The sequence below is a fragment of the Pseudomonas gebzensis genome (genome assembly GCF_034427815.1).
In the GTDB taxonomy this organism is placed as follows: Bacteria; Pseudomonadota; Gammaproteobacteria; order Pseudomonadales; family Pseudomonadaceae; genus Aquipseudomonas.
On record NZ_JAXQNS010000006.1, the window covers coordinates 184,358 to 201,367 of the forward strand.

The 17,010-nt window shown below is 63.5% G+C and carries 14 protein-coding genes and 2 pseudogenes; 9 read left to right on the plus strand and 7 right to left on the minus strand.

Features of this window, described 5'->3' with window-relative positions:
• Positions 1-9: 9 nt before the first annotated feature.
• Complete coding sequence (locus SJI00_RS13540) at positions 10-480, plus strand: DMT family transporter (protein ID WP_322462222.1); 471 nt, start codon at positions 10-12, stop codon at positions 478-480.
• A 163-nt stretch (positions 481-643) separates the two neighbouring features.
• Here the strand turns inward: SJI00_RS13540 and SJI00_RS13545 are convergent, their stop codons facing one another.
• Complete coding sequence (locus tag SJI00_RS13545; protein ID WP_322462223.1) at positions 644-1,546, minus strand: LysR substrate-binding domain-containing protein; 903 nt, start codon at positions 1,544-1,546, stop codon at positions 644-646.
• Between the two features lie 94 nt (positions 1,547-1,640).
• Between SJI00_RS13545 and SJI00_RS13550 the strand changes: the two genes are divergently transcribed.
• Complete coding sequence (locus tag SJI00_RS13550) at positions 1,641-2,609, plus strand: DMT family transporter (protein ID WP_322462224.1); 969 nt, start codon at positions 1,641-1,643, stop codon at positions 2,607-2,609.
• 86 nt (positions 2,610-2,695) lie between these two features.
• On the opposite strand, the gene SJI00_RS22600 is transcribed toward SJI00_RS13550, so the two are convergent.
• The 4 genes and pseudogenes from SJI00_RS22600 to SJI00_RS13565 all read right to left on the minus strand — a co-directional run bounded on the left by SJI00_RS22600 (position 2,696) and on the right by SJI00_RS13565 (position 6,030).
• Positions 2,696-3,568 carry a methyl-accepting chemotaxis protein gene (locus SJI00_RS22600; RefSeq protein WP_416221040.1) on the minus strand — a complete coding sequence of 291 codons (873 nt, stop codon included), beginning with the start codon at positions 3,566-3,568 and terminating at the stop codon, positions 2,696-2,698.
• A pseudogene (locus SJI00_RS22605) lies at positions 3,554-4,609 on the minus strand (methyl-accepting chemotaxis protein); the annotation flags it as partial. The gene SJI00_RS22600 and the pseudogene SJI00_RS22605, both read right to left, overlap by 15 nt.
• Before the next feature lie 191 nt (positions 4,610-4,800).
• Complete coding sequence (locus SJI00_RS13560; protein WP_322462226.1) at positions 4,801-5,373, minus strand: HD domain-containing protein; 573 nt, start codon at positions 5,371-5,373, stop codon at positions 4,801-4,803.
• 3 nt (positions 5,374-5,376) lie between these two features.
• Positions 5,377-6,030, minus strand: coding sequence for a helix-turn-helix domain-containing protein (locus SJI00_RS13565; protein WP_322462227.1), 654 nt, complete (start codon positions 6,028-6,030; stop codon positions 5,377-5,379).
• 225 nt (positions 6,031-6,255) lie between these two features.
• On the opposite strand from SJI00_RS13565, the pseudogene SJI00_RS13570 reads away from it, so the two are divergent.
• Both SJI00_RS13570 and SJI00_RS13575 read left to right on the plus strand, forming a co-directional pair.
• Positions 6,256-6,580 (plus strand): annotated as a pseudogene (locus tag SJI00_RS13570) (site-specific integrase).
• Entirely contained in the window at positions 6,577-8,163 is a 1,587-nt protein-coding gene (locus SJI00_RS13575; protein ID WP_322462228.1) for an ABC-F family ATPase, read from the plus strand. Before SJI00_RS13570 ends, SJI00_RS13575 begins: the two are co-directional and overlap by 4 nt.
• A 61-nt stretch (positions 8,164-8,224) precedes the next feature.
• On the opposite strand, the gene SJI00_RS13580 is transcribed toward SJI00_RS13575, so the two are convergent.
• Positions 8,225-9,601 (minus strand): L-serine ammonia-lyase, encoded by a 1,377-nt coding sequence (locus tag SJI00_RS13580; RefSeq protein ID WP_322462229.1) that lies wholly within the window; start codon positions 9,599-9,601, stop codon positions 8,225-8,227.
• A 135-nt stretch (positions 9,602-9,736) separates the two neighbouring features.
• Here SJI00_RS13580 and SJI00_RS13585 point away from each other — a divergent pair, with 135 nt between their 5' ends.
• The 3 genes from SJI00_RS13585 (at position 9,737) to SJI00_RS13595 (ending at position 12,352) form a co-directional block, all read left to right on the plus strand.
• Positions 9,737-10,696: a LysR substrate-binding domain-containing protein gene (locus SJI00_RS13585; RefSeq protein WP_322462230.1), complete on the plus strand. Its 960-nt coding sequence runs from the start codon at positions 9,737-9,739 to the stop codon at positions 10,694-10,696.
• A gap of 192 nt (positions 10,697-10,888) precedes the next feature.
• On the plus strand, positions 10,889-11,719 hold the full coding sequence (locus SJI00_RS13590; RefSeq protein ID WP_322462231.1) for an AraC family transcriptional regulator: 831 nt from the start codon (positions 10,889-10,891) through the stop codon (positions 11,717-11,719).
• Between the two features lie 51 nt (positions 11,720-11,770).
• Positions 11,771-12,352: a LysE family translocator gene (locus SJI00_RS13595; protein WP_322462232.1), complete on the plus strand. Its 582-nt coding sequence runs from the start codon at positions 11,771-11,773 to the stop codon at positions 12,350-12,352.
• A gap of 9 nt (positions 12,353-12,361) precedes the next feature.
• Here SJI00_RS13595 and SJI00_RS13600 read toward each other — a convergent pair whose 3' ends face one another.
• Positions 12,362-13,567 (minus strand): sugar transporter, encoded by a 1,206-nt coding sequence (locus SJI00_RS13600; RefSeq protein WP_322462233.1) that lies wholly within the window; start codon positions 13,565-13,567, stop codon positions 12,362-12,364.
• A 431-nt stretch (positions 13,568-13,998) separates the two neighbouring features.
• Between SJI00_RS13600 and SJI00_RS13605 the strand changes: the two genes are divergently transcribed.
• Together SJI00_RS13605 and SJI00_RS13610 are read left to right on the plus strand one after the other, a co-directional pair.
• Positions 13,999-16,125 carry a TonB-dependent siderophore receptor gene (locus SJI00_RS13605; protein WP_322462234.1) on the plus strand — a complete coding sequence of 709 codons (2,127 nt, stop codon included), beginning with the start codon at positions 13,999-14,001 and terminating at the stop codon, positions 16,123-16,125.
• A gap of 316 nt (positions 16,126-16,441) precedes the next feature.
• Entirely contained in the window at positions 16,442-16,984 is a 543-nt protein-coding gene (locus SJI00_RS13610; protein ID WP_322462235.1) for a WCX domain-containing protein, read from the plus strand.
• The last annotated feature ends 26 nt before the right edge of the window (positions 16,985-17,010 follow it).

The window sequence follows — 17,010 nt, forward strand, 5'->3', positions numbered from 1 at the left end:
AGAAATAAGATGCTGGTCACTATGTTGTTGGTCGTTGTACTGGGTGGCGCGGTGCTGTGCGCGCAATCCGCCGTCAATGGACGTCTGGGTCACGAGGTCGGCGTATTGGAAAGCGCCTGGCTGACATTCGTCATGGGGGCCATGGTCAGTTTTCTCTATGCGTTTCTGTTCGAGTCGCCGCATGCCATGAACTTGTTCAGTGTCCCGCGCTGGCAAGTCACTGGGGCGTTCTTTGGTGTGGTCTATATGTTGGTCATCGTGTTCGCCGTCCCGCGCGTCGGCACCGCAGCCGCCACCGTGGCGGTGATCAGCGGGCAATTGCTGATGAGTTTGCTGATCGATAACGCAGGGTGGTTCGGCAATGCGGTGATTCAGCTCGATACCTCGCGCATGGTCGCTATCGGCCTGTTGGCGGTTGCGCTGGTGCTGATCTACAAGAGTAATACGGCCGCCAAAGCCGATCAGGCGGTGGCGCACTAACGCGATGCGCGCGGTCTCACCAATGGGCCGCGCTTGCAGGCGCGGTTTTCCCAAACGCCCGCTGTTTGCTGCGGGTCTCGACATCCTCGATGCGCAACCGCTGTGCTTGGTCTGCGCGCGAGGCCGACGTGCCTAGGCGCCGGGTCGGGCCTTGGCCTGCCCATCAGGCGTGCAACTGCGCATGCAGCCACGCCAACAGCGCCTGCACCGCTGTACGCTCACGTGCGCCGTGCTGGGTATACACAGAAATCGCTTCCGGCAGCGGTATGCGCTCGGCGCAGGGTTGCACCAACGCGCCCTGCTCGATCAACGTGGCTGCCGTTCGGCGCCACCCCAATGCGATGCCGTGCCCCGCGACGGCCGCTTGAAGGGTCAGCGGATAGCTGTCGAACACCACACTGGGCTGCTGATTGCTGAGCGGATGCTGAAACGTCTGCAACCACGCTTCCCAGCCCATGAAGTCCGCTGATGCCGAGTGGTAATGCAGGAGCGTGTGCGCAGCCAGTGCATCCAGTTGCAGCGGTGTATCAGTTGGCAAGTAGCCCGGGCTGCACACGGGGAATACGTCGTCAGCGGCGGTAAATGCCAAGGCATGCGAGCCGCTACTGCGCCCGGTGGTTTGCAGCGCCACATCGAAATGCTGGTTGAAGTCGGCCACCGGTTGCGTCGAGGTCACCACCTGTAGCTCGATACCGGGGTGTTGATCGCGAAAGCTCGAAAGGCGCGGCATCATCCAGTAGAAGGCCTCGCACAATTGGCAGAACAGCACCACGCGATTGCTGCAATGAGCGCTTCTGAGCGCAACCGCACTGGCGCTGATCGTCCCCAACGCTGCGCTGACGGCCCCCGCCAACGCTCGCCCTTCCTGGGTCAGAAACACCGCGCGATTGCGACGGGTAAACAGTTTCACGCCAAGGTCGTGTTCGAGGCTGCGTATCTGCCGGCTGATTGCAGCCTGGGTCAGATGCAACTCTTCGGCCGCTTTGGAAAAACTCTCCAGCCGTGCCGCCGCCTCAAAGGGCAAGAGGCTCGCCAGCGGTGGCAGTGTCATTCTGAGTGAATTCATAATCAGCCGTTATGGATCGAGACCCGAGAACTCGTTTGTAGCACAGCCATGCCCCTAGGCAACATTGACCTGGACATCAATGGAATCTCAGCGCATGCCTACTCCTCGCTCCAGCCTTGTTGCCGGTGTAGCACTGGCAGCTATTGCCACGCTGGCCTGGGCCCTCAACTTCATCACCCCTTATGTGACGGGCGCCTACAGCATTTACGACCTGACCGTGCTCAGGTTTCTCATCGCAGGCCTGCTGGGCGTTGGCGGCGTGGTGCTGTGTCGCGCGCAATTAAGCTTGGTGTCAGTTTCTCGACAACTTCTGGGAACTGCGTTGGAAACCATTGGTTATCTGGGCTACGGAAGTTGCATTGCAGCCGGCGTGATCTTTGGCGGCCCGGTACTGACAGCCGCCGCCGTTGGGCTGGTGCCGCTGCTGGTCGCACTGCTAGGGAATTCAAAAGACCAGAACATGCCGTGGCGCAGTCTCGCGCTACCACTGACGTTCATTACCTTTGGGCTGTTGTTGACGCACATCAGCAGCATGAATCCGGCGCACAGCGGCGTGCATTCCTGGATCGCCGGGGTGCTCTTTTCCACGCTGGCCGTGGCGCTGTGGCTGGCCTTCAGCCTGTTGAACCAACGCGCGCTCGACCAACTGCCCGCTGCTGCAACAGGGCTGTGGACGGCATTGATGATGGTCGGGGCAGGTCTTGGCAGTGTTTGCCTGATACCGTTTTTGCAGATGCTAGGCCTGTTCAAACTGCCCAGCCTGGGTTTCAGCGTGCAGGAGGCGGGCGCTCTCTACGGATGGGCTTTGCTGATCGCTGTGGTGTCTTCGGTGATCGGCGCGTGGGCATGGAACGCGGCAACCCAGCGCCTGCCGATGGTGCTTTCCGGTCAATTGGTGGCGCTGGAGTCGGTGTTTGCGGCTGCACTGGGTTTGCTGTTCAGCGGCAGATTGCCAACACTTCTGGAAACGTGTGGTCTTGTTGCTGTGCTGGTCGGGACGGGAATAGCGGTTCATCGAATCTTGAAAGTCGATAAAAGAAAAACAGCCTTTGAACACTTGTGATGATCGTCAAACGTGCTGCCATTGAAACAAGATCGGCGGCCTGAATGGCCGCCGATCTGCAATACCGTTGTCAGCCCTCTAACGCCTCACACCTTGAAGCGCCCCGCCATCGCCTGCAGTTGTACACTGATCCGCGCCAGCTCCGCGCTGGAACTGGCGGTCTCTTCGCTGGAAGCGGCGGTCTGATCGGAAATGTCCCGAACACTGGTCACGCCACGGCTGATCTGTTCGCCCGCCGCACTTTGCTGCTCGGCCGCGCAGGCGATCTGCTCGTTCATGGCCTCGATGTCCTTGATCGAGCGCGCGATCTGCTTGAGCATCTGCCCCACATCGCGCGACAGACTCACGCTGTTCCCCGTCAACTGCACGTTCTGCTCCAGCACAGAGGCCATGTGGTCGGTGCTCTGGTTCAGCCCGGCGATCAGCTGGGTAATCTCGTCCGTAGAGCTACGGGTGCGCTGCGCCAGGCCCCGCACTTCGTCGGCGACCACCGCAAAGCCACGGCCCGCCTCACCCGCGCGCGCCGCTTCGATGGCCGCGTTGAGCGCCAGCAGGTTGGTTTGTTCAGACACCGACTTGATCACGTCAAGCACCCCACCAATGCTGTCGGCATGACCGCGCAGCGTTTTCATCACCGTTTGCGCAGCCGACATTTCCTCAGCCAAGCGCTCGATCTGCCCAACCGCCTTGTCGACCGCCTCGTCGCCTTGGGTGGCCTGACGGCTGGCTTGCAGCGCAGACGCCGCAGCTTGCCCGGCGTTGCGCGCCACCTCATGGGTGGTGGCGGTCATTTCCTGCATGGCCGTGGCGATCTGATCGGTTTCGGTTTTCTGCGACTGCACCCCGGCACTGGTCTGCTCGGTCACGGCTGACAGCTGCTCGGCGGCGCTGGCCACCTGCACCACGCCATCACGCAGCTCGCCGACCAGGCCGTGAAGGTTGAGGGTCATGCGCTGCATGCTCGTCTGCAAGGCGCCCAGCTCATCGGTGCGGGTGACGGTCTGGCGGTGGGTGAAGTCGCCGCGTGCGACGGTCTCGGCGATGTCCACCGTTTCCTTCAGCGGCGTGACGATAGAACGGGTGATCAGCCAGGCCGCGGCCAGGCCCAACGCAACGGCCACCGCCAGCCAGATCAGCAAGGTCTGCAAGCCATCGCGCACATCGGTCTGCTGGAACTCCACCTGGATGGCGGTGAGTGTGTCGGTCAAGGCCAGCAAGTCGGCAATGGCCTTGCTGATCCCCGCCTGCCCGGCATCGACCTTGGCCTGGGCTTGCACGGTCTGCTGAATACGTTGCTGGTAGTCATCCACGTCCTTGACCATCGCCTGCACGTACGTTTGCACCAGTGCGGTGCTGGCCAGGTCGGCAGTCTGGCTGAGCATGTCAGCCACCGCCTCACGGGTCGCCGCTTCCAGCGCCGGGCTGGGCGCCGAGGCATAGCTGCGGAAGGCGATTCGCATTTTCTGCAGCGCCAGCGCCACGCCGCCCAGTTGCTGACGGTCGTCATACCGCCCGCCGTCGGCGTTGGCCACATCCCACAGCCGTTGCAGCGCGTCGTTCATGGTTTCAGCCGACGCCGTAGCGTCGTTGCGTGCCTGCTCACGCTCACGGGTCGCGGCCACGGCCTGGTCATAAAAGCCGCGATAGCCCTTGAGCAGATCCTTTGCCTGGTTCATCAGCGCCTGATTTTGCGGCGACCTGAAACGTGGCGCGACGGACTCCACGTGCGCGTTCACCGCCTCGAGCGCCGTGAGCCACTTGCCCGCCTGCTGGTCGGACGCATTGACGAAATACACCAGCCGCTCGATGCGCATGTCGCGGGCCAAGGTGCTGAGCTTGGCCACTTCCTGCATGCGCGAATTGCGCTCGGCAAGCGCCTGACTGGTCTGCCAGCCGGTGAAGGCGACCAACAGAATCAGCGCCAGAAGGAGCGAAAAGCCCAACGCGAGTTTGGTGCGTACGCTGAGGTTGTTGAAGGAGTCGAGGCGCGATGGCTGCATCTTGAGTACCGGACAAGGGGATGGCGGGCGCTAGGGTCTAGTCGATAGCGTTTAGGCTGCATCGGCCTGGAACGGTATTCCTTGATGGGTGAGGATGAAATAACGGGGTGGGTGGTTTGCGCTTCGAGCGCGGCGTGACGCGGCGGCGATGTGGGTTCAGGCCGGGTGCGGGCCTGGAGTGGACGGGGTGCTCACGCTGACGCCGCCAGTATTTGCAGCGTTCGCTCATCCAGCAAACTGCGTACGTACCTCAGCTCAGGAAAGTGATCGGTGTGGACGCGCCCGTAGCTCAAGTTGAAGTCGAACTGCACGTCTGGCTGATCGCTGCCCTGGGTGTGCTGCAGAATGGTTTCCAGCCGGTCGAGCGCTTTGGCGGCCTTGGACTCAGGGGTGTGCCCGGCCTCATACTCGTCATACAACGCGATGATTTGCGCCGCCGCCGCTGCGTCCAGGTGGCGCACCAGTTCGAGCACGTCGGCGCGCTCCTGCTGATGGTGATTGGGCAGCGCCGTCTTTTGCAGCGCTGGCACGTCGCCGCTCACGGCTTCACCCAAGTCATGGATGATGCACATCTTCAATAGCTTGTACGGGTCGACACCGCACAGCGCGTCGGCATAGACCATGGCCATCAAGGCAAGCCGCCAACTGTGCTCTGCAGTGCTTTCGTTTCTGCCTGTAGCGCTACAGCCGGTTCGCAACGTGGACTTGAGACGCTCCACATGCTCTATGAATGTCAGGCGCTTCTTCAGAAGTTCAACGTCCATCGCTTACCCCTCAGATTTTTTGCACTCTAAGAGCTGGGGCTCGTGCTCGTCCACGCATAAAATATGCGTGGAACGTTCACCCTCGGGCACACATTCTGTTTCCACGAGCCGAGCAAATGTGCCGTCCGATAAGGTAAGGCGAGTCCAGGTGCAGAGACTGTCGTAGATAGGGACGACGGACGAATGATTGTGCCCAGTGCAAAACTGTACGCTGCCGTTTTGCGCATTCCACCCTTGCCGCCTGACCTGCTCTTCGGCCTCGACGATCTCCTCGGTCGCGTACTGCCACAGCGAGTGGCCCAGCAATGCTTGAGCATCAGGACCGAACTCGACGCCCCGGCTTTCAGAGAAGGCCAACAGTCTGTGACTCAAATCACACACCAGATGCATCGGTTTGGAACTGCTTTTGATCAATCTTGCCAGCACTGCATCCTGTGCGCTGGTCAGCCGGGCGCCGAGCACGTGCATGACCGCAGCGTCGTATTTTTCATCGAGCACCAGCTCATCACTTTCCCACCTGGAGATGGTGGATTGTCCGACCCCGATTATCTGCGCAGCATGTAACTGCTTGATACCGCGTAGCAAACGCCACCGTTTGAAAGCAGGCCCCAAGCTGAACATGTAACGGGGCAACATGGAGGTATCACGTCGTTCCATCGTCAATCACCCGTACTGCACCAACGAAGTGGCAAACCAGAGAGTCTAATGGGCGCCTGCCGGGTTGGCCAATCGTGGCCAGCGAGGAGCGCTGGCTACGTGAGCGCACGGCAAGGCCTTTGCCGCCTTGAACAATGCGCGGCTGATCGGCGATGCACATCGCCGGCACATCGCCCGGCATGTCGCCCCGCCTGCCCTTTCGTCTTCAAGCCGAGCAAAGGTGGGCTGTGGATCAATCAGCCAGGTGTTACAATCGCCGCCTTCAAATCGGCGCGCAGCGCGCTGAACATCCGTGAGCGTCGCCAGTACGACACCCGCCACACCTACGCAAGCCTGTGCCTGAGGTCTGCGATGAACCTTGTTCGTCGCCAACCCGCTCGGGCACAGCGTCGAGATGGTGCTCTCTACCTACGCGAAATGGATCAGTTCCTCCTCCGACCGGAGAGAGCTGGAGAAGCTATCGCCCCGAGTCGAATTGGCCCAGCACTGGCCCAAGGCGCACGACAGGGACTCAATACACCTCTGCCACCCCCGCAGGACAAGCACTTGATATCTACCGCTAACATCACCATGCAGTTCGGCGCCAAGCCCCTGTTCGAAAACGTCTCGGTCAAATTCAACAACGGCAACCGCTACGGCCTGATCGGCGCCAACGGCTGCGGCAAGTCCACGTTCATGAAAATCCTCGGCGGCGACCTGGACCCTAGTGGCGGCCAGGTCATGCTCGAGCCCAACACCCGGCTCGGCAAGCTGCGCCAGGATCAGTTCGCCTACGAGCAGTTTACCGTGATCGATACCGTGATCATGGGCCATGGCCAGCTGTGGAAGGTCAAGGCTGAACGTGATCGCATCTATTCGTTGCCGGAAATGACCGAAGACGACGGCATGGCCGTCGCCGAGCTGGAAACCGAGTTTGCCGAGATGGACGGTTACACCGCCGAATCGCGCGCCGGTGAGCTGCTGCTGGGCCTGGGCATTCCGCTGGAGCAGCACTTCGGCCCCATGAGCGAAGTGGCGCCGGGCTGGAAGCTGCGTGTGCTGCTGGCCCAGGCGTTGTTCTCGGACCCGGACGTGCTGCTGCTCGACGAGCCGACCAACCACCTGGACATCAACACCATCCGCTGGCTGGAAACGATTCTGACGGCGCGTAACAGCACCATGATCATCATTTCCCACGACCGTCACTTCCTCAACAGCGTCTGCACACACATGGCCGACCTGGACTACGGCGAGCTGCGTCTTTTCCCGGGCAACTACGACGAATACATGACCGCGGCCACCCAGGCCCGTGAGCAGTTGCTGTCGGACAACGCCAAGAAAAAAGCGCAGATCGCTGAGCTGCAGACCTTCGTCAGCCGCTTCTCGGCCAACGCCTCGAAAGCCAAGCAGGCCACCTCGCGCGCCAAGAAGATCGACAAGATCGAGCTGGCCGAAGTCAAGCCGTCGAGCCGGGTCAGCCCGTTCATTCGCTTCGAGCAGACCAAGAAGCTGCACCGTCAGGCGGTGACCATCGAGAAGATGGGCAAATCGTTCGACGACAAAGTGCTGTTCAAGGACTTCAGCTTCACCGTCGAAGCCGGCGAGCGTGTGGCCATCATCGGCCCCAACGGCATCGGCAAGACCACCCTGCTGCGCACCCTGGTCGGTGAGCTGCAGCCCGATCACGGCGCCGTGAAGTGGACCGACAGCGCGGAAGTGGGCTACTACGCCCAGGACCACGCCCATGACTTCGAAGACGACGTGAGCCTGTTCGACTGGATGGGCCAGTGGACCAGCGGCGAGCAGGTGATTCGCGGTACCTTGGGCCGGATGCTGTTCTCCAACGACGAGATCCTGAAGTCGGTGAAGGTCATCTCCGGTGGCGAACAAGGGCGCATGCTGTTCGGCAAGCTGATCCTGCAAAAGCCCAACGTGCTGGTGATGGACGAACCCACCAACCACCTGGACATGGAATCGATCGAGGCGCTGAACCTGGCGCTGGAGAACTACCCGGGTACGTTGCTGTTCGTCAGCCACGACCGTGAGTTCGTGTCGTCGCTGGCCACCCGCATCCTCGAGCTCAGTGCCGATGGTGTGGTTGATTTCAGCGGCACCTACGACGACTACCTGCGCAGCCAGGGCGTTGTGGTCTGATCAGGCAACATCGCACCAAAAAAACGGCGCCTCGGCGCCGTTTTTCATGGCGCCAGGTTCATCAGCACTCGACGAACGCCACTGCCAGGCCGCCGCGCGAGGTTTCCTTGTAGTTGGCGTGCATGTCGGCGCCGGTATCGCGCATGGTGCGGATCACCCGGTCGAGGGAGATAAAGTGCTCGCCGTCGCCGCGCAGCGCCATCTGCACCGCGTTGATGGCTTTCACGGCCGCGATGGCGTTGCGCTCGATGCACGGCACCTGGACCAAGCCGCCGACCGGGTCGCAGGTCAGGCCCAGGTTGTGCTCGAGGGCGATCTCGGCAGCGTTCTCGACCTGCGCCGGTGTGCCGCCAAGGATATCGGCCAAGCCTGCGGCGGCCATGGAACAGGCCGAGCCGACTTCGCCCTGGCAGCCCACTTCGGCGCCGGAAATCGAGGCGTTTTTCTTGCACAGAATACCGACCGCTGCCGCCGCCAGGAGGAAGTTGACCACGTCGTCGTCACACGCGCCGGGGTTGAACTTCATGTAGTAGTGCAACACCGCAGGGATGATGCCGGCCGCGCCATTGGTGGGCGCGGTGACCATCCGCCCGCCAGCGGCGTTTTCTTCATTCACGGCCAGGGCGAACAGGTTGACCCACTCCATGGCGCTCAGGGTCGAGCCGATGACGTTGGGTTTGCCGATCTCCTGCAGGCTGCGGTGCAGCTTGGCGGCGCGGCGCTTGACCTTGAGGCCGCCCGGTAGAATGCCTTCATTGTGCAGGCCGTTTTCCACGCATTGCTGCATGGCCGCCCAGATTTTCAGCAGGCCGGAACGGATTTCTTCTTCGCAGCGCCAGGCCCGCTCGTTGGCCATCATCAGCTGGCTGACGCTGAGGCTGTAGGTTTTGCACAGGGCCATCAGCTCGTCGCCGGAGGAAAATTCGTACGGCAACTCGACCTGGCCTTGCGTGCGGGCCGGCGCATCGATCTCGCTCTGTTCGATGATGAAACCGCCGCCCACCGAATAGTAGGTCTGGCTCAGCAGGGTCTGCTCAGCGCTCCAGGCTTCGAGGGTCATGGCGTTGGGGTGGTACGGCAGGTCTTCGTCGAGCAGACGCATGTCGCGGGCGTAGTCGAATTCCACCGGCTGGCTGCCGTTGAGCATCAGGCATTTTTCCTCGAGCAACTGGGCGATCCGCGGCTCGATGCTGTGCGGGTCGATCTGGTCGGGCCACTGGCCCATCAGGCCCAGCAGACAGGCACGGTCGGTGGCGTGGCCGATGCCAGTGGCCGACAGCGAGCCGTACAAGCGCACTTCAACGCGGGTGACCTGCTCCAGCACACCTTGGCTGCGCAACGCCTGAGCAAAGGTGGCAGCAGCGCGCATGGGCCCCACGGTGTGGGAGCTCGAGGGGCCGATGCCAATCTTGAAAAGGTCGAAAACACTGATAGCCATGCTAATACCTCACGATGCGACTGCCGTGCGCCGGGGCGCGACGCCTGTAATTGCTGTTGTTGCAGGCTATGGTGTTCCCTATCCCCTACAATGACCAACGACATTTCCTAAGCAAGCCTTTAGCAGGACTAAACCATGAAAGGTCAGTTGAACGGTCAGGTGTATGTCTGGCTTCACGTGTTTGCCTGTGCCGCGCGGCACTTGTCGTTCACCCGCTGCGCCGAGGAGCTGCACATCACCCCAGGTGCGGTGAGCCAGCAGATGCGCCAACTGGAAGAGCGCCTCGGGTTTCGCTTGTTCGTGCGCCGCGCGCGGGGCGTGGAACTGACCGCCGAGGGCCAGCGCCTGGCGCTGACCGTGACGGAAGCCTATGGCAGCATCGAGGCCGAGCTGCGACGCCTGGACGCCGGCGACATCCGCGGCACCTTGCGCCTGCGCTCGATTCCGTCCTTCCTGGCCAAATGGCTGACGCCGCGCCTGCCGCGGTTCCAGCAGCGCTACCCGGACATCGAACTGCGCCTGGTGGCCGAGGACAGCAGCCAGGCCCTGCATCAAGACGAGTTCGACCTGGCCATCGACCTCAACGACGGCAGCTATCCGGGCATGCTCTCGACACCCTTGCTGGACGAGCAGATCTTCCCGGTCTGCTCCCCGGCCCTGCTGCGTGGCCGCCCGCCGCTGCACGGCCCGGCCGACCTGGTGCACTATCCGCTGCTGCACGACATCACCGCCTGGCGCGGCAGCTCGGAGTACGCCGAATGGGAGTTCTACCTCGATGGCATCGGCGCGCGCGGGCTCAACGTGCGCCGCGGCCACACCTTCAATCGCAATCATCTGAGCATCGAGGCGGCGATTGCCGGGGTAGGCGTGGCCATCGCCCGGCGCACGCTGCTCAATGACGAGCTTGAGCGCGGCGCGCTGATCGTGCCGTTCGGCGTGCCCATCGCCAATCACAAGCGCTATGTGCTGCTGTATTCCCAGGCCGGGCTGTTGCAACCCGGGGCGCGCGCGGTGCATGACTGGCTGGTGGAAGAGGCGCAGCATTTTCGCGCGCTGCACCCGTTGGCGCTGGATGAGGTGGGTGCGCGGTCGTGACACAGCGGCGTGCTCTTACGGGGTGCACAGATGTTCCAGACGCCAGCTATGGCGTGCCGTTAGCCTGTTGACGGAACGTGCCGGCGCGGTAGATACCCATTGGGTATCGAGTCAGCCACTCACGCCCGCAGCTTATGGCGAACCCTGAACCGTGCGCACTTGCCCGACCCTCACCCCACGCAGAGACCCCGCATGAGCAACTGGATCGACCTCAACCAGGACGCCGCCACCGGCATCGAGTCGGTGCGTGCGCATTTTGTGGGCCATGCCTATGACCCACATTGGCACGACAGCGTGCTGGTCGGCGTCACCGAGCAAGGCGTGCAGCAGTTCAACTGCCGCCGCGTGCGGCACCAGAGCACGCCGGGACAGGTGTTCATGCTCGAACCCGGCGAGCTGCATGACGGCCATGCGCCCACGGCCGAGGGTTTCACCTACTCGATGCTGTACCTGGACCCGCACTGGCTGGAGCGCGAGCTGCGCGCGGTATTCGAACAGGTGCCGGCGCAGGCGTTACCAGGATTTGCCGACACCTTGAGCGGCGACCCAGTGCTAGCCGGCGCCACCTTGCGTGCGTTCCACGCGCTGCATGACCAGGAGCTGCGCATCGTTCGCCAGACTGCCAGCGATGACCTGCTGGCCGCCCTCACCCGCCACCTGCACTGGCGCAAGCGCCTGCACCCGGACCCGCGCCTGCCGCTGACCGCTCAACGGGCGCGGGACTACCTGCACGCGCATGCCCATCAGGACATCGGCCTTGAGGAACTGGCCGCCGCCTGCAGCACAGACCGTTACCGCCTGACCCGCGCTTTCAAGGCCGCCTATGGCACCGCGCCCCACGCCTACCTCATCCAGCTGCGCCTGGCCCAGGCCCGGCAGTGGCTGGCGCAAGGGCAGACGCCGGCTGACGTGGCCTCGCGCCTGGGCTTTGCTGACCAGAGCCACCTGGGGCGCTGGTTCCGCCGTGCCTATCGGCTGACCCCGGCCGACTACCGCAGGCGCTGCACAAAGCTTCCAGACTGAACCGGCGCGGGCCTGCAGCATGGGGCTTCAATCGTTGCGGAGCCCGCGCCCATGCCTGACACCCTGTTGCCTTTCGCCCTCTTCGCCCTGGCCGCCAGCATTAGCCCCGGGCCGACCAACCTGTTGATCCTGGCCCATGCCGCGCAGCGCGGCTGGCGTGCCAGCCTGCTGCCGGTGTTGGCCGCGTGCAGTGCGGCGGCAGGCATCGTGCTGGTGGTAGGCCTGGGACTCGGGGACTGGCTGCTGGGCCAGCCGCAGGTGCAGCGCGCCCTGGGCTGGCTCGGCGTGGCCTGGCTGAGCTGGCTGGCGCTGCAGATGCTGCGCAGTGCCGATACCCCGGTGCAGCAGGCCCAGGCGCGACGCTTCGGCCCTGGCGCTGCGGCAGCGCTGCAAGTGCTCAACCCGAAGGTATGGTGGATGGCGGTGGCGGTGATCGGTGTGTTCGCCAGCCCCACGCGGCCCATCTGGCTGCTGGCACTGGTGTTTTTGCTGGTGGCGCTGCCGTGCATGGCCACCTGGGCCTGGCTCGGCGCCCGCAGCGCGCGGTGGCTGCAGGCGCCGGGGACGGTGCGTGCGTTGCATCGCGCGTTGGCCGGGCTGTTGCTGGTTTCGGCCTGGCTCAGCCTACTGTGAGGCGCCCGGTCAGGCGCTCGCTGCCCCCGGCTGGGTCAGTGTGCGCGTGCTGGCCAGGGCCAGCAGCAGCCCGACTACCGCCACGCTACCGCCGACCCAACCGATGTTGGCGACACCCAGCTGGGTACTGACGATGCTGCCGAGCAAGGCGCCGCCACCGATGCCGATGTTGTAGATGCCTGAGAACAGCGCCATGGCTACGTCGGTGGCGTCGCTGGCGAGCTTGAGGGTCTTGGCCTGCAGCGCCAGGCTGAAGCTGAGGATGGCGATGCCCCAGAACATGCTCAGCGCCGCGAATACATAGAAGTTGCCCGACAACGGCAGCATCAGCAGCAGGCAGGCGGCGAGCAGGCCGATGGCGCCGAGCAGGAACCCGTGGGGGAAGCGCTCGCTGTAGCGACTGAACAGCACCGAGCCGAACAGCCCGGCACCGCCGAACAGCAACAGCAGCAGCGTGGTGCGCTCGCCGCTGATCTTCGCCACGTCCAGGGCGAAGGGTTCGATGTAGCTGTAGGTGGTGAACTGCGCGGTGATCACCAGGGTCACCAACAGGTAGGTGATGACCAGCGCCGGGCGGCGGAACAGGATCGGCAGGCTGCGCAGCGAGCCCGAGTTCTGGCTGGGCAGCAGCGGCAGCGACTTGAACAGGCAGAGCAACGTGGCCAGGGCCACCGCAGCGATGCCCAGGAACGTCATGCGCCAGCCCAGGGCCTCGCCCACTACGCGGCCCAGCGGAATACCGAGGACCATCGCCAGCGTGGTGCCGGTGGCCAGCAGCCCCAGCGCTTTGGCTTGCTGGCCCGGTGGCGCCACGCGCACGGCCAGCGAAGCGGTAATGGCCCAGAACACAGCATGGGCCAGGGCGATGCCGATGCGGCTGACCAGCAGCATGGCAAAGCTCTGCGACAGCCACGACAGCACATGGCTGACGATGAACACCAGAAACACCACGGTCAGCAGGCGGCGCCGTTCGATGTTGCGGGTCATCAGCATCATCGGCAGCGAGGCCAGCGCCACGACCCAGGCATAGATGGTGAGCATCAGCCCGACCTGCGCCGGGGTCATGGTAAAGCTGCGGCCGATGTCGCTGAGCAGGGCCACCGGTACGAACTCGGTGGTGTTGAAGATGAACGCTGCCAACGCCAGGGCGATGACGCTCAGCCAACTGCCGCCACCTTCCGGGGCAGGCATCGAGGTAGGAACTGGACCATTCATGGGCGAGGTGTCGATCTCCAAAACGCAGCAATGGGCAATGCGCCAGCAGCCTGTTGAAGGCGCCGACTCGCATTTTTATTAGGAAAGAGTGCCGAGCATGGTACGCGCCGAGGTGCGTAGCAGCAACCCGGCACTGCGGCAGCTGTGCGGTTGGCAGAAAGGATTCAGCTACGGGGAATCGAACGCAGATTCGTGGGCTCCTGCGCTGTGGATCGTTCTGCTCACAGGTTGCACGCGCTGCCCCGCAGCGCGATGCTTGGCGCGGCAGACGTTCATCGTGTGTCGCTCCGTGCAGATGCGCACTGATGCGCCTGAAAGCGCCCCGGTATGTGGCACACCAAAATCCATTGTAAATGCGAATACTTTGCAGATACCATCTCGGCGATTTTTCCTACACGTCCTTACTAATAATTCCTCAGGACCCTTGCCAGATGCGTCGTTCGCTCGTTTCGCTGTGCTTACTCCCCGTCTCCCCCACCTTGGTCTGGGCCGCGCAAGCCCCGGTCACGCCCGGCAACATCCAGCTCGATGCCGTCAACATCAGTGCAGACAGCGATTTCGAGCGGGCCGACGGCCCAGTGCAGGGCTACAAGGCCACGCGCTCGGCCAGTGCCACGCGCACTGACACGGCGCTGCACGAAACCCCGCAGTCGGTCAGCGTGGTGCCCCGCGATGTGATCGAAGACACCAGCTCCACTCGCCTGCAAGACGCCCTGGATTACGCCGGCGGCGTCGGCCGGGCCAACAATTTCGGCGGCCAGGGCCTGACCACCGTGACCGTGCGCGGCTTCACCACCGGCGAGTACTACCGCAACGGTTTCCCGATCAACCGCGGCTACCCCAACGCCCCCGACGCCAACACCGTCGAGCGCCTGGAAGTGATCCGCGGCCCGGCCAGCGCTCTGTATGGCCGTGGCGACCCCGGCGGCACGTTCAATATCGTCAGCAAGCAGCCGCAGGCCGAATCCAAGGTCACCCTCGGCAGCCAGATCGACGACCACGGCCTCTACCGCGGCACGCTGGATGCCACCGGCGCGCTGAACCAGGACGGCAGCCTGACCTACCGCCTGAACCTGCTCGGCGAAGGCGGCGACAGCTTCCGCGACGACGTGGAAACCGAGCGCTACGACGTGGCGCCGGTGATCAGCTGGCAGGTCAATGACAGCACCAAGATCGTCTTCGAAGGCGATTTCATGCGCAACAACCACCCGCTCGACCGCGGTCTGACGCGCTACAGCACCCAGTCCGGCAGCGCTTCGCGCGACACCTACATCTGGGAAACGGGCAGCGACAACCTGTTGCACAACGACAACGACATGGCCCAGTTGCGCTTCGAGCATCAGCTCAACGATGACTGGACCCTGGGCGGCGGCATGCAGTGGCTCGACGGCAGCTTGAAAGGCAATGCGGTGGAGGCCAACGGTGCACCGGTGGACGGCCGCACCCTGCAGCGCAACTTCAACTACCGCAAGCTGGAGTGGACTGATCGCGACTATCAACTGAACCTGACCGGCCACTTCGATACCGGACGGTTCTCGCATACCTTGCTGACCGGCATCGAGTACGAAGACTACGACTACAACTCGATCATCCAGCGCTCGTCTGCCGCGCCTGGCACCTACCCGATCGACATCTACAACCCGGTATTGGGCCAGCCGCGCCCACCCCTGACGCGCACCACTACCTGGGACAAGGAAAATCTCCAGACCTGGGCGTTCTTCATCCAGGACCAGGTCGCCCTGACCGAGCGGCTCAAAGCCCTGGCAGGGGTGCGTTTCGAGCGTTTCGAGCATGACTATGACGACCACATTTCCAACACGCGTGACTTCGATAACGCTGAAAACGGCGTCACCCCGCGGCTGGGCCTGATCTACGACCTGACCGACACCGTGGCGGTCTATGCCAACACGGCCCGCTCCTTCAAGCCCAACACTGGCGCGGCGCGCGAGGGCGGCGGTTTCGATCCGGAAAAAGGCAAGTCCTACGAGCTGGGCGTGAAGTGGGAAGCGCTGGACCGCCAGTTGAGCGTCGACGCCGCGATCTACCACATCGACAAAGAAAACGTGCTCACCCGCGACCCGGTCGACCCGAACTACAGCATCGCTGCGGGGGAAGTCCGCAGCCGCGGCTTCGACCTCAACGTGGCCGGCAACATCACCCCCGAGTGGCGCATGATCGGCGGCTATGCCTACGTGGACGCCGAAGTCACCAAGGACAACCGCCTGCCCTCCGGCACCCGCCTGGCCAACATCCCGCGCAACAGCTTCAGCCTGCTCAACACCTACGAGTTCCAGGACGGCTTCGCCAAGGGCCTGGGCTTGGGCGTGGGCCTGAAGTATGTGGACGACCGCAACGGCCAGACCGAAGCGGTGACCTACACCATGGACCGCTACAGCGTCGTCGACCTGCTCAGCTACTACAAGGTCAACGAGCATGTACGCCTGAACCTCGACCTGAAGAACGCGTTCAACAAAGGCTATGACGAAGGCGCGTTCAACACCTACGCCTACCCCGGTGCGCCGCGCACCGTTCAAGCGGGTGTGGCGTACACCTTCTAAACGGCACGGCCGATCGCACGGTGCCTGCAGCCCTGCCGCACCGTGCAGCGTCTGTAGCAGAGGCTGCTATTGGGGGCCCAGGTCTCGGTCAGGCGGGGTCTGCTGCCAGTGCCGGTTGCCCCAGCGCAGTGCCTGCGGCGCAGCACACTGCGCTCGATGCCACCCGAGCCAGCAGGGGCAGTTGCTCTGACCCCTCTGCAACGCGCCGTCAATCCCAGCCACTGCACGCCCCGACACGCTGGCGTACGGTGCTTGGCGCGGGCCGCGGCGCACGCTATGCTGCAAGCATAGCCATGTGCCACTACCGGACCGCCCCTTGCCCAGCAACTCCACCCGCCACACCATCGCCCGTCAGTGGCAACTGCTCAAACTGCTGCCCACCCAGCACCCCGGGACCACCTCGACCCACCTGCACCGCGCCCTGAGCGAAGCTGGCCACAGCACCAGCAAACGCACCATCGAACGTGATCTCAACGAGTTGTCGACGCTGTTTCCGCTGCGCTGCAACGACAAAGGCACACCCTTTGGCTGGTACTTGCTGCCCGAGCTGGGCTTGCAGGGCCTGGAGCCTGAAACCTTGGCTGACCCGCGGCAGGACAGCGCCGCGCCGAGGCTGGAACTGTACCTGTGGGTGAACGCGGCTCTGGCCAGCCAGTTGCGCGACGCACCGCTATCGCCCGACATGCACCTGCGAAGCGATGAAAACGGCGGCGCGCACCTCTGGGCCACGCTGGCCGAGGATGCCAACCTGATGGCTTGGCTGCTCGCGCATGCCGGCGCGCTGCGGATCAAACGCCCGCATGCCCTGCGCACGGCAATGCTCGAGCGGCTGCAACAAGGCCTGGCCTTGAACGCCTGAGTCGGTAAACCGCTTGAACGTCTGTC

Excerpts from the sequence above, each read along its gene's own strand:
- SJI00_RS13590 (WP_322462231.1), top strand. The coding sequence starts at position 10,889 with ATGAGCAACTGGATCGACCTCAACCAGGACGCCGCCACCGGCATCGAG.
- SJI00_RS13550 (WP_322462224.1), top strand. The coding sequence starts at position 1,641 with ATGCCTACTCCTCGCTCCAGCCTTGTTGCCGGTGTAGCACTGGCAGCT.
- SJI00_RS13600 (WP_322462233.1), bottom strand. The coding sequence starts at position 13,567 with ATGAATGGTCCAGTTCCTACCTCGATGCCTGCCCCGGAAGGTGGCGGC.
- SJI00_RS13565 (WP_322462227.1), bottom strand. The coding sequence starts at position 6,030 with ATGGAACGACGTGATACCTCCATGTTGCCCCGTTACATGTTCAGCTTG.
- SJI00_RS13585 (WP_322462230.1), top strand. The coding sequence starts at position 9,737 with ATGAAAGGTCAGTTGAACGGTCAGGTGTATGTCTGGCTTCACGTGTTT.
- SJI00_RS13540 (WP_322462222.1), top strand. The coding sequence starts at position 10 with ATGCTGGTCACTATGTTGTTGGTCGTTGTACTGGGTGGCGCGGTGCTG.
- SJI00_RS13545 (WP_322462223.1), bottom strand. The coding sequence starts at position 1,546 with ATGAATTCACTCAGAATGACACTGCCACCGCTGGCGAGCCTCTTGCCC.
- SJI00_RS22600 (WP_416221040.1), bottom strand. The coding sequence starts at position 3,568 with ATGCAGCGCATGACCCTCAACCTTCACGGCCTGGTCGGCGAGCTGCGT.
- SJI00_RS13595 (WP_322462232.1), top strand. The coding sequence starts at position 11,771 with ATGCCTGACACCCTGTTGCCTTTCGCCCTCTTCGCCCTGGCCGCCAGC.
- SJI00_RS13605 (WP_322462234.1), top strand. The coding sequence starts at position 13,999 with ATGCGTCGTTCGCTCGTTTCGCTGTGCTTACTCCCCGTCTCCCCCACC.
- SJI00_RS13580 (WP_322462229.1), bottom strand. The coding sequence starts at position 9,601 with ATGGCTATCAGTGTTTTCGACCTTTTCAAGATTGGCATCGGCCCCTCG.
- SJI00_RS13560 (WP_322462226.1), bottom strand. The coding sequence starts at position 5,373 with ATGGACGTTGAACTTCTGAAGAAGCGCCTGACATTCATAGAGCATGTG.